The following is an 11236-nucleotide window of genomic DNA, read 5'->3' on the forward strand; positions in this document are numbered from 1 at the left end:
GGCTGCGTGATATCGTGCATGGACCGCAGAGCCTTGAATCCGCGGGTCGCACCAGCTTGGTGCAGCATGATGTCGCAGGATTCCAGTGCCGCTGTATCCCACACCTTTTATTCCTCTGCCTGCATGTCGAGCATGAGCGCCCCGATGGCGACGGTTGGAACAGGTCAGGTAGACCCGATTCAGGGGTCGGTAGCAACCGTTCAATTTCACGTATAAGCGGAGTGATCATGCCCAAGGCTTCCCATCAAGATCTGCGTTTTGCCTTCCGCGAGCTGCTCGCTTCAGGTTCCTGCTATCACACGGCCTCCGTGTTCGACCCGATGTCGGCGCGTATTGCCGCTGACCTGGGCTTCGAAGTCGGCATTCTCGGCGGGTCGGTCGCCTCGCTGCAGGTGCTGGCCGCACCAGACTTCGCCCTTATCACACTGAGTGAGTTCGTCGAGCAGGCTACCCGCATCGGCCGTGTGGCCCAGCTGCCGGTGCTCGCCGATGCCGACCACGGTTATGGCAATGCGCTGAACGTCATGCGCACGGTCATCGAACTGGAACGCGCCGGTGTGGCTGCGCTCACTATCGAAGACACGCTGCTGCCGGCCCAGTTCGGGCGCAAGTCCACCGACCTGATCCCGGTCGAAGAGGGCGTTGGCAAGATCCGTGCGGCGCTGGAGGCCCGGGTCGACTCGTCGCTCTCGATCATCGCCCGCACTAACGCCGGCGTGCTCAGCACCGAAGAAATCATCGTGCGCACCCAGAGCTACCAGAAGGCCGGTGCCGATGCTATCTGCATGGTGGGTGTCAAAGACTTCGAGCAACTGGAGCAGATCGCCGAGCACCTCAGCGTGCCGCTGATGCTGGTGACCTATGCCAACCCGAACCTGCGCGACGATGAGCGCCTGGCACGCCTTGGCGTACGGATAGTGGTCGATGGCCATGCCGCCTACTTTGCCGCGATCAAGGCCACTTATGACTGCCTGCGCCTGCAGCGCGGCCAGCAGAACAAGTCGGAAAACCTCACGGCCACCGAGCTGTCGCACACCTACACCCAGCCTGAGGACTATATCCGCTGGGCCAAGGAATACATGAGCGTCGACGAGTGATCGGCATTGCGCCGTTCGGCTCAGCGGACGGCGCTCAAGGTGGCGGTGTGCGGCACGCAGTGCGCCTGCTCGCAACTGGCTGCCGCGTTGGGCTGGCTGCGTAGCAGCTCGGCGCGCCAGCAGGCGGAGCCGTAAAGCCCGACGGCTGCAGTCATTGCCATGACAAGGGCGACTCTTCTTGATTTGATGCCCATGGTGCTCACCTCCTGTTGCAAAAACAGGTGATACCTCAAGCATAGGTCAATCACAGGTGGACGCTTGACGCAACAGCCCGGTTGCGCGGCAGTTCACAACAAATCTTTATCCCACTCCGGTTCGTCCCTGAACCGCTGCGCCAGAAAATCCAGCATGCTGCGCAAGGTCGCCGGCATATGCTTGCGTGATGTGTACACCGCATTCAGGTTCAGCTCCTGCGGGCGTGCATCAGGCAGCAGGCGCACCAGTTCGCCTGTACGCAGGGCCGCGGCAGCCTGGTAAGTCGGCAGCATGGCGACCCCCGCACCGGCCAGTGCCGCCTTCTGCAGGGTCATGGCCTCGTTGGCACTGATATTACCTTCGACCGGGACAGTGATCGGCTGGCCGCCCACTTCGAAATGCCAGACGCTGTGGCCGAAGTAGGCATGAGTAAGGCAATTGTGCTGGCTCAGTTCCTCGACCCGTTGCGGGGTGCCATGCTCATGCAAGTAGGCGGGTGCCGCGCAGACGACTGAGCGGCATACAGTGAGGCGCCGGGCGATGAGGTTCGGGTCCAGGTCGTTGCTGGTGCGGATGGCCAGGTCGATGCGCTCGTCCACCAGGTTGACCGTGCGATCAAGCATCTGCAGCTCGACTCTCACCCCAGGGTAGCGGCGCACATACGCGGCTACCGCATCCACCAGTTGTGCCTGGCCGAATGAGGTACTGACGCTGATGCGCAGGGCGCCACGGGGCGCATCCGCCGGTTGCTGCACGGCGGCCTGCAGGTCGCCGGCCAGTTCCAGCAGATGCCGGCAGCGGGGCAGGGTCTCCAGGCCAGCGGCGGTCAGGCTCAATTTGCGCGTGGTGCGCTGCATCAAGCGCGCGCCAACCCAGTCCTCCAGCTCGGCGAGGTAGCGCGAGACCACCGGGCGGGACAGCTGCAGTTGATCGGCCGCCGCCGACTGGCTGCCCAGGTCGACGACGGTGACAAAAACGCGCATCGCGTTCAGACGGTCCATGATTTGCCCGATTTCAGAAACAAACTATGTTCGAGCATCGCATTTTTTGTCATGGATCGGGCAACTAAGCTGTTGATCATTCTTCTCGCGGACGGTCACAGAGCATGTCGATATTCACTCCCTTGCGCAGCCTGGTGCTGGCATGTGTCGCCTTGGCTGGCCAGGCCCAGGCTGCCGAGCCGTTGCAACTGGACATTTACAACCCAGGCCATGAGGCCATCTTCCCGGTCAGCTCGGTAATCGTCAGTGGCGAAAAGGACGCCATCCTGGTCGACGCCCAGTTCGGCAAGGCCCAGGCCGAACAGCTGGCGCAACGCCTGCGTGCTGGCGGCAAACACCTGACGACCATCTACATCAGCCATGGCGACCCGGACTACTACTTCGGCCTCGACACCCTGACCCAGGCCTTCCCTGAGGCCAGCGTGGTTGCTTCGGCCGACACCGTTGCCCATATCCGCCAGACCATGGATGCCAAGCTGGCTTACTGGGGCCCGCAGATGGGCTCCGACAAACCGGCGCGGCTGGTGGTGCCACAGGTGCTCGATGGCAATCGCCTGATGCTGGAGGGGCAGCCGCTCGAAGTCATGGGGCTGGATGGCCCGCAACCTGAGCGCAGTTTTGTCTGGATTCCGTCGATCAAGGCGGTGGTGGGTGGGGTGGTGGTCTCCGAAAACATCCATGTCTGGATGGCCGATACCCAGTCAGCCAAGTCGCATGCGGATTGGCTTGGCACGCTCAAGCACATCGAGCAGCTGGCACCGCGTACTGTCGTGGCCGGCCACTACTTGGGGCAGAGCGATCATTCGCTCGATGCCGTGCATTTCACGGCGAGCTACATCCAGGCGTTCGATGTTGAAGCGGCCAAGGCCAAAGACGCCGATGGGCTGATCGGCGCAATGAAGAAGCGTTACCCGGGCCTGGCCGACGAGAGCTCGCTGGAGCTCGGTGCCAAGGTCGCCAAGGGCGAGATGAAGTGGTAATTCCATTCAACTGAAGGAGTGTTCCTCATGAGCAAGATCGCAATCATCGGTGCTACTGGCCGCGCTGGCAGCCAACTGCTGGAAGAGGCGTTGCGCCGCGGGCACAGTGTGCTCGCCATTGCCCGCGACCCTTCGACACTGCAGGGGCGCGCGGGCGTGACCGTGCAGGCGCTCGACGTCAAGGACAGCGCGGCGCTGCACAAGGCGCTGGCGGGTGTGGATGCGGTGCTGAGCGCTGCGCGTTTTTCGACCATCGAGCCGCATGCGATCATCGAGCCGGTCAAGCGTGCGGGCGTCAAACGCCTGTTGGTGGTCGGGGGCGCCGGCAGCCTGCTGTTGCCTTCCGGGCATCGGGTCATCGACAGCCCGGACTTTCCCGAGGCTTACAAGGCCGAGGCCAGCGCCGGTGTACGCTTTCTTGAGGTGCTGCGCCAGGAACAGAACCTGGACTGGACCTTCCTGTCGCCGTCGGCTGAGTTCGTCGAAGGGGAGCGGACAGGGCATTACACCTTGGGCAAGGACCACCTGCTGATCGGCGCCGATGGCAAGAGCTGGATTACCTTTGCCGACTACGCCATTGCCATGCTCGATGAACTGGAGAAACCGGCGCATTCGCGGCAGCGTTTTACCGTCGGTTACTGAGCCTCGGCACGGCCCTCCAGCCAGTCCATCAGCTCGGCCAACCCTGCTGGCAAGCTTTTGGACTGGCAGGCCAGGTAATAGGCTTTGCCGGTGGTCACCTTCAACCCGAAGGGCATGCACAAACGCCCGCCGCGCAGGTCATCGCCAATCAATGCCCAATCGCCAATGGCAACCCCAGTGCCCTGGGATGCCATGGCCATGGCCATGTCCAGCGTCTCGAAGTGCTGCTTCGGCCCGTGCAGGTCGAGTGACGCACCGGCCGCTTGCAGCCACAGGCGCCAGTCATGCTCATCCCGCGATGGGTGCAGCAGCATATGGCGCGCCAGGTCCTCGACCTGCTTCAGTGGCAAAGGCCCAGCCAGTAACGATGGCGCGCAGACGGGCGTGAGTTGCTCATCGAACAGCTTGCGCACCCGCAGCCCATGATTGGGCAAGCTGCCATAGACCACCGCCGCATCGAACCCTTCGCGCCGAAAATCCACGCCATGTTGCACCGTGGTGGTCAGCTCTACCGGCACATCCGGGCGCAGTGCCTGCCATTCCATCAGGCGCGGCAACAGCCAGCGCATCACGCAGGTCGGCGCCTTGAGCTGCAAGGTCGTGCTGCGCCCGCCCACCTCGCGCACACCCTGTTCGATCAAGGCGAACACCTGTTGCACGCGCGGCAGCCAGTCCTGGCCTTCACGCGTCAGGCTCAGGCCGCGGGCCTGGCGTTGGAACAGGGCATACCCCAGGTGCTCTTCGAGCCCGGCGATCTGCCGGCTGACGGCGCCCTGGGTGATATGCAACTGCTGTGCGGCACGGGTGAAGTTGCAGTGCTGAGCGGTGATCAGGAAGGTGTGCAGAGCGGAAAGCGGTGGAAGGCGTTTCATCGCGCAAGCCATGATTACAGGACATGGCTAGTATGTGTTTTTTTGCCTTGTGGCGATAGCTGTGCGTTGGGTCCAATGAGCGCAGATTCCAACAAGATCCAAGGTGAAACGCGATGGCTACCTGCGGCGAAGTACTGGTCAAACTCCTCGAAGGCTATGGCGTAGACCATGTCTTCGGCATCCCCGGCGTACATACAGTGGAGCTCTACCGAGGGTTGGCGGGCTCGTCCATCCGCCATATCACACCGCGTCATGAGCAAGGCGCCGGGTTCATGGCTGACGGCTATGCGCGTACGCGTGGCAAGCCGGGTGTATGTTTCATCATCACCGGCCCTGGGATGACCAACATCACCACCGCGATGGGCCAGGCCTACGCCGATTCGATCCCGATGCTGGTGATTTCCAGCGTGCAATCGCGCAGCCAGCTGGGTGGTGGCCGTGGCAAGCTGCACGAGCTGCCCAACCAAAGCGCCCTGGTGGCTGGGGTGGCCGCCTTCTCGCAAACCTTGATGAGCGCTGATGACTTGCCACAGGTACTGGCGCGCGCGTTTGCCGTGTTCGATGGCGCCCGGCCGCGTCCGGTGCATATCGAGATTCCGCTGGACGTGCTGGTCGAGCCTGCTGACCATCTGCTACCGGGCCGCCCTGTACGCAGTAGCCGCGCGGGCGCCGCGCCGCAGGCTGTGGCACTGATGGCCGAACGCCTGGCCAAGGCGCGCAAGCCTTTGATCCTGGCAGGCGGCGGTGCTTTGGCTGCTGGCCCTGCGCTTGCGCGCATGGCCGAGTACCTGCAGGCCCCTGTGGCTCTGACCATCAATGCAAAGGGCCTGCTGCCCTCTGACCATCCGTTGCAGATCGGGTCGACCCAGTCGCTGGTCGCCACCCGTGCGCTGGTGGCTGAGGCTGATGTAGTGCTGGCGATTGGCACCGAGCTGGCTGAAACTGACTACGACGTGACGTTCAAGGGCGGCTTTGAAATCCCCGGGGCACTGCTGCGCATCGACATCGACCCGGACCAGACCGTGCGCAATTACCTGCCGGAGCTGGCGCTGGTCGCCGATGCCGAGCTGGCAGCACAGGCATTGCTCGATGCCTTGCACGACCTGCCCCAGCCTGCCCGCGATGGCACGTGGGGGGCGGCACGCGCGCAGCGCCTGCGCACGTCACTGAACGCTACCTGGGACCAGCCAACCCTGAGCCAGACCCGCCTGCTGACCAGCATTCTGGAACGCTTGCCCAACGCCATCCTGGTGGGCGATTCGACTCAACCTGTGTACACCGGCAACCTGACCCTGGATATGGATCAGCCACGCCGCTGGTTCAATGCCTCGACCGGTTACGGCACCTTGGGTTATGCACTGCCGGCGGCGATGGGGGCGTGGCTGGGCAGCGCCGAGCAACCGGCCACGCGTGCCCCGGCAGTGTGCCTGATCGGGGACGGTGGGCTGCAGTTCACCCTGCCGGAGCTGGCCAGTGCGGTGGAGGCGCAGGTGCCGTTGATCGTGCTGCTGTGGAATAACCAGGGCTATGAAGAGATCAAGAAATACATGGTCAATCGTGCCATCGAGCCGGTAGGGGTCGATATCCATACCCCGGATTTCATCGGCGTGGCACGTGCGTTGGGGGCTGAAGCGGAACAGGTTGGCGATGTGCAGCAGTTGCAGGCGGCCCTGGGGCGGGCGGTGGAGCGTAAGGGGCCGACGTTGATCCAGGTCGATCAGAACCAGTGGCAGGCGGTGGTAGAAGGCTGATTGTGCACTCTATTACCCGGCACTGGCCCGCAAGCGCGCCACATCCCGGATCGGCGGCGCGCCATACAGCCGGCTGTACTCGCGGCTGAACTGTGATGGGCTTTCATAACCCACCCGATAACCCGCCACCGCTGCCTCGAGGCCATCGTTGAGCATCAGCCGGCGGGCCTCCTGCAGGCGCAACTGCTTCTGGTACTGCAAGGGGCTCATGGAGGTCACGGCTTTGAACCTGTGGTGCAAGGTTGACGTGCTGAGGTTGACCTCCCGAGCCAGGTCCTCGATGCGCAGCGGTTGCTGGTAATTCTGATTGAGCCAGGTGATGGCTTGGCACACCCGGTGCGTCTGGCTGTTGGCCAGGGCAATTTCATACAGGCGGTAACCCTGAGGGCCGCGCAACAGGCGATAGAGGATTTCCCGCCGGATCAGCGGCGCCAGCATGGCAATGTCCCGCGGGGCGTCCAGCAGGCGAATCAGGCGCAGCAGTGCGTCGAGCAGTTGCGGATCTGTCCTTTCCACATAGAGGCCGCGACCTGAGGGCAGATTGGGCACCAGCATCGGCCCGCTTTCGGCAATCAACTGGCTGATCTCGGCCGGGTCAAGGTCCAGACGCAGGCCCAGGCTGGGATTTTCCGGGCTGGCATCGAGCTTGGCACCGCTGAGCGGCAGGGTCACCGACACCACCATGTAATGCAGCGGGTCGTAGGCATACTGCTCGTCGCCCAGAAACAGGCTTTTGCTGCCTTGGGCGAGGACGCACAGGGCAGGCTGGGCCAGGGTTGGCACCGAGCGCACGTTCTCGGTGTAGCGCACCAGGTACAGATCATCGATGGCCGACGCGGGGCCGTGGGCTTCGCCGGCATGGCGCCCGATCAGCTCGGCCAGTTCCTGGCGCTGCACTTCCAGGGTCGGATCAATGGACGGGGCGGTGGTCATGATGGCTTTCCTCTGCTGACCGACGCAGCATAGGTTTGGGCAATGGCGGGCGCTAGTCCAAAGCTGCACGTCGATTGCCTGATCCTGCCGTGCGGCAGGATCAGGCAATCGACGTGCAGTAATGGCCTAACGCGCCGCGCGAGCGCGCCACTAACCTTGGCAGCCTGGTTTTCCCGTCCGTCTGCTCCAAGGAGATCGTGCAATGGCCCTTCTACAACCGGTCACCCATTTGGCTTTCATCCGTGCCAGCAGCGGTCGTTCGGCGGAGCTCGGCGCGCGCCTGCGGGACCTGCTTGAGCCTTCGCTGAGCGCGCCTGGCTGCCTGAGCTTTACCGTACAGCGTTCGCAGGCCGATGCCGATCTTTGGCTGCTCAGTGGGAGCTGGCGTGACCAACAGGCGATGACAGGTTATTTCGAGTCGCCGACCTTGCAGGTGTTTGGCGAACTGGTGCAGGCCCAGGTGGTCAGCAGCCTGGATCTGCATACCTTCGGTTGAATGCCATGCCGCGCAGGGTAAAATGCCGCCCCTCGATCAACGACGCGGATTGCAACATGGCACGTAAAGAATTCCCGCATTTCGAAGCGGTTTCGGCGATGGTCCCGGTGGAAGGCGGCGGCTACAACGCCGCTATCGCGGTCAAGGCGCTGGGCATGGGCGGTGCGCCGCGCTTTCACAAGGTGCTCGATGGCCAGGTGTTCAAGAGCGCCATGGCGGCCGATGAGGCCGCCTGCGCCGAACTCGAACGCCTCAAGGGCGTTGGTGAAGAAGGCGAGTTGGTCTGGTGATCAGGCCTGCGGCCTTCTCATCTTGAACAGGTTGCCCAGCTCGAAGTAGTCCGCCGGGCCACCGCCTCGCAAGATCGGCTCGGCGGCCGCGGTATCGTAGATACCGTCCTTGAGCAGGTGCTCAGCGATATGCACCGCCACCACCTCGCCGAGGATCAGCCAGCTCGGCACATGTTCCTGGTCGGCCCGCTTGAGCTGGACGATCTGGCTCACCTTGCATTCGAAAGCCACCGGGGTTTCGCCCACGCGGGGCACCTTCACCAGGCTCGACGGGGTTGCCGTCAACCCGCTCAAGTCGAACTCGTTCACCTCTGCCGGTACGGCTGCGCAGCTCTGGTTCATGGCTTCGGCCAGCGGGCGGGTGGCCAGGTTCCAGACGAACTCACCGGTCTGCTCGATATTGTTCAGGCTGTCTTTGCGCCCGACGCTGCAGAAACCGATGATCGGTGGGATGTAGTTGAAGGCGTTGAAGAAACTGTAGGGGGCGAGGTTCAAACGGCCTTCGCGGTCCTGGGATGAGATCCAGCCGATCGGGCGTGGGCCTACGATGGCATTGAACGGGTCGTGGGGCAGGCCGTGGCCTTTGGCGGGTTCGTAGTAGTACATCTGTCGGGCCTGTGGCCCTACCTCCAGAGGGGACGAGGCGCCTAGTGTGCCAAGCTTGTGCCCGCCTGGAAATGATCAAGCCCGACCGAGGCCGGGCTGGTTGCACGCATCAGGGATCAGCTGATGCGGTGGGCGTTGGTGCGGTCGAAGCCGTCTTCGGCGAAGCGTTGTGCGCCAGTGCGGTCGAAACCGTCTTCGGCGAAGCGTTGTGCGCCAGTGCGGTCGAAGCCGTCTTCGGCGAAGCGTTGTGCACCAGTGCGGTCGAAACCGTCTTCAGCGTAAGTGGCCGCTTGGCTCTGGGCCGCTGCGAAGCTGTGGGCGTTGGTGCGCTCGAAGCCATCTTCGGCGAAGGCGCCAGTGGCGAAAACCGAGAGGGCCAGGGTGAGGATCAGTTTGTTTTTCATGGTCGTTGCTCCGTTGGGTTCAAGAGGTTGTTTGTTTCTATGGGTCCAATGCTACGCCGATTAATTTGATTAAAAAGCGCAAAAATTGGCGTTAAATAATCGAATTATCAGATCATTTTGGGCGCACCGATTGTCACTTTGCACTGGGTACGGCCCGGCAACGCCAGGGATGCGTTGCGCAGTGCAATTGGGCTCTCCAGCCTACGCAGGATGCAGCAGCGGTATTAATTCGGGGTTAAGGCGGGGATTTGGTGGGCTGTCGGGTGAGTGTCAAGGGCGCCAGAACCCTCAAACCATGCAACCAGCGACATCACAAAGGCTTTGCGAGCAACCAAAAAAAGGGGCGCCCAGTTACTGGGGCGCCCCTTTTCAAACCGCAGGGTCACTGTCAGTCAGTCGTAATCCGCGAATGCTGCTTGGTGTCCTTCATGGTCGCGTACACCAACAGCGAACAAGCGATGCACGCCGTGACGTACCAGTAGAAACCGCTCTCCATCCCGGCGCTCTTGAACCACAGGGCTACGTATTCTGCGGTGCCGCCGAAGATCGAGACGGTCAGGGCGTAAGGCAGGCCAACACCCAGGGCGCGGATCTCGGTCGGGAACAGTTCGGCTTTGACCACGGCATTGATCGAGGTGTAACCGCTGACGATGATCAACGCAGCCATGATCAGGAAGAACGCGCCCCACCAGGACTCAATGGTGTGCAGAGTGCTGAGGATCGGTACGGTGAACAGGGTGCCCAGTACGCCGAAGGCGATCAGGATCGGGCGACGGCCGATCTTGTCCGAGAGGCCGCCGATGATCGGCTGCAGGCACATGAACAGGAACAGTGTGGCCGCCGAAATGGTGGTCGAGTCACTGATGCTCATGCCAACGGTGTTGACCAGGTATTTCTGCATGTAGGTGGTGTAGGTGTAGAAGGCCAAAGTACCGCCCATGGTCAGGCCGACCACGGTCATCAGTTCCTTGGGGTGGCGCATCAGGGTGCGCATCAGGCTTTCCTTGGCCTTTTCCTTCTTGGTGAATGAGGCGGTTTCTTCCATGCCGCGGCGCAGGTACAGCGCGACCACCGCGCAGAGCGCGCCAATCACGAACGGTACGCGCCAGCCCCAGGCATACAGTTGCTCGGTGGTCAGCGTCTGCTGCAGAACGATCAGCACCGCCAGGGCGATGAGCTGACCGGAGATCAGGGTCACGTACTGGAAGCTGGAGAAGAAACCACGGCGCTCCTTGCTGGCCATTTCGCTGAGGTAGGTGGCCGAGGTGCCGTATTCACCCCCTACCGACAGGCCTTGCAGCAGGCGGGCGATGACCAGCAGGACCGGGGCGGCGACGCCGATGGTTTCGTAACCCGGGGTCAGGGCGATGACCAGAGAGCCGGCGCACATGAGCAGAACCGAGGCCATCAGCGCGGCCTTGCGCCCCTTGCGGTCGGCGTACAGGCCCATCAGCCAGCCACCGATCGGGCGCATGAGGAAGCCCACGGCGAAAATCGCGGCGGTGTTGAGCAGTTGTGCGGTGGAATCGCCGGCCGGGAAGAAGGCCTTGGCGAAATACAGCGAGAATGCGGCGTAGACGTACCAGTCGTACCATTCGACCATGTTGCCGATGGAACCGCTGAAAATCGACTTGAGGCGGCTGGCGGTGGTTCTTTCTGCGGCGGGCGCGACGGCTGCCCCGGTTGGCAGGGAGGTGGCGTTATCCATCAGGGATACCTTCTCGTTGTTTTTGTGGAGCGCGCCGAAGCGCAGCTTGCCAGCGAGATTGCAGAAGGTGTGCCAAACGGGTGCGTGGTGATTCATTTGAGGGCGCGTGGCGCCGTTCACGGAGCTGCAGCTTGCATGGAAGCCGCGCTGCCGCTGGCCGGCCGCGGTTTGCATCGGCCTGCGCCTGCACGTGATGAACTGCAGGGCAGGCTTAGGAAAAAGAGTAAAAGTAAGCGGATTTTTGCTTATTGAGATTAACCA

General features: G+C 62.6%; 13 protein-coding genes. 6 read left to right on the plus strand and 7 right to left on the minus strand.

Annotation, left to right across the window (positions count from 1 at the left end; translation table 11 throughout):
• Window positions 1-227: 227 nt before the first annotated feature.
• Entirely contained in the window at window positions 228-1097 is an 870-nt protein-coding gene (locus JOE27_RS21540) for an oxaloacetate decarboxylase (RefSeq protein WP_046784922.1), read from the plus strand.
• Window positions 1098-1117: 20 nt separating this feature from the next.
• Here JOE27_RS21540 and JOE27_RS21545 read toward each other — a convergent pair whose 3' ends face one another.
• Together JOE27_RS21545 and JOE27_RS21550 are read right to left on the minus strand one after the other, a co-directional pair.
• Window positions 1118-1258, minus strand: coding sequence for a hypothetical protein (locus JOE27_RS21545; RefSeq protein ID WP_168216568.1), 141 nt, complete (start codon window positions 1256-1258; stop codon window positions 1118-1120).
• Window positions 1259-1384: 126 nt separating this feature from the next.
• Window positions 1385-2293, minus strand: a complete 909-nt coding sequence (locus JOE27_RS21550) for a LysR family transcriptional regulator (RefSeq protein ID WP_115273676.1) — start codon at window positions 2291-2293, stop codon at window positions 1385-1387.
• A 104-nt stretch (window positions 2294-2397) separates the two neighbouring features.
• Between JOE27_RS21550 and JOE27_RS21555 the strand changes: the two genes are divergently transcribed.
• Together JOE27_RS21555 and JOE27_RS21560 are read left to right on the plus strand one after the other, a co-directional pair.
• On the plus strand, window positions 2398-3273 hold the full coding sequence (locus JOE27_RS21555) for an MBL fold metallo-hydrolase (RefSeq protein ID WP_115273677.1): 876 nt from the start codon (window positions 2398-2400) through the stop codon (window positions 3271-3273).
• A gap of 27 nt (window positions 3274-3300) precedes the next feature.
• Window positions 3301-3915: an NAD(P)-dependent oxidoreductase gene (locus JOE27_RS21560; protein WP_115273678.1), complete on the plus strand. Its 615-nt coding sequence runs from the start codon at window positions 3301-3303 to the stop codon at window positions 3913-3915.
• On the opposite strand, the gene JOE27_RS21565 is transcribed toward JOE27_RS21560, so the two are convergent.
• Window positions 3909-4787, minus strand: a complete 879-nt coding sequence (locus JOE27_RS21565; RefSeq protein ID WP_119688340.1) for a LysR substrate-binding domain-containing protein — start codon at window positions 4785-4787, stop codon at window positions 3909-3911. The genes JOE27_RS21560 and JOE27_RS21565 overlap by 7 nt on opposite strands.
• Window positions 4788-4900: 113 nt before the next feature.
• On the opposite strand from JOE27_RS21565, the gene JOE27_RS21570 reads away from it, so the two are divergent.
• Complete coding sequence (locus tag JOE27_RS21570) at window positions 4901-6538, plus strand: 5-guanidino-2-oxopentanoate decarboxylase (protein ID WP_125924253.1); 1638 nt, start codon at window positions 4901-4903, stop codon at window positions 6536-6538.
• A gap of 12 nt (window positions 6539-6550) precedes the next feature.
• On the opposite strand, the gene JOE27_RS21575 is transcribed toward JOE27_RS21570, so the two are convergent.
• Complete coding sequence (locus JOE27_RS21575; protein WP_039604874.1) at window positions 6551-7471, minus strand: AraC family transcriptional regulator; 921 nt, start codon at window positions 7469-7471, stop codon at window positions 6551-6553.
• Between the two features lie 202 nt (window positions 7472-7673).
• On the opposite strand from JOE27_RS21575, the gene JOE27_RS21580 reads away from it, so the two are divergent.
• Both JOE27_RS21580 and JOE27_RS21585 read left to right on the plus strand, forming a co-directional pair.
• On the plus strand, window positions 7674-7967 hold the full coding sequence (locus tag JOE27_RS21580) for an antibiotic biosynthesis monooxygenase family protein (protein ID WP_012312958.1): 294 nt from the start codon (window positions 7674-7676) through the stop codon (window positions 7965-7967).
• 56 nt (window positions 7968-8023) lie between these two features.
• Window positions 8024-8257 (plus strand): hypothetical protein, encoded by a 234-nt coding sequence (locus JOE27_RS21585; RefSeq protein ID WP_115275480.1) that lies wholly within the window; start codon window positions 8024-8026, stop codon window positions 8255-8257.
• Here JOE27_RS21585 and JOE27_RS21590 read toward each other — a convergent pair whose 3' ends face one another.
• From JOE27_RS21590 to JOE27_RS21600, 3 genes are all read right to left on the minus strand, one after another.
• Window positions 8258-8863: a flavin reductase family protein gene (locus JOE27_RS21590; protein WP_125924252.1), complete on the minus strand. Its 606-nt coding sequence runs from the start codon at window positions 8861-8863 to the stop codon at window positions 8258-8260. It lies immediately after the preceding gene.
• A gap of 116 nt (window positions 8864-8979) precedes the next feature.
• Window positions 8980-9267 (minus strand): hypothetical protein, encoded by a 288-nt coding sequence (locus JOE27_RS21595; protein ID WP_115273681.1) that lies wholly within the window; start codon window positions 9265-9267, stop codon window positions 8980-8982.
• Window positions 9268-9655: 388 nt separating this feature from the next.
• Window positions 9656-10975 (minus strand): MFS transporter, encoded by a 1320-nt coding sequence (locus JOE27_RS21600; protein ID WP_046784965.1) that lies wholly within the window; start codon window positions 10973-10975, stop codon window positions 9656-9658.
• Window positions 10976-11236: the final 261 nt, after the last annotated feature.

The organism is Pseudomonas sp. M5 (assembly GCF_016907075.1).
Taxonomy (GTDB): Bacteria; Pseudomonadota; Gammaproteobacteria; order Pseudomonadales; family Pseudomonadaceae; genus Aquipseudomonas; species Aquipseudomonas putida_E.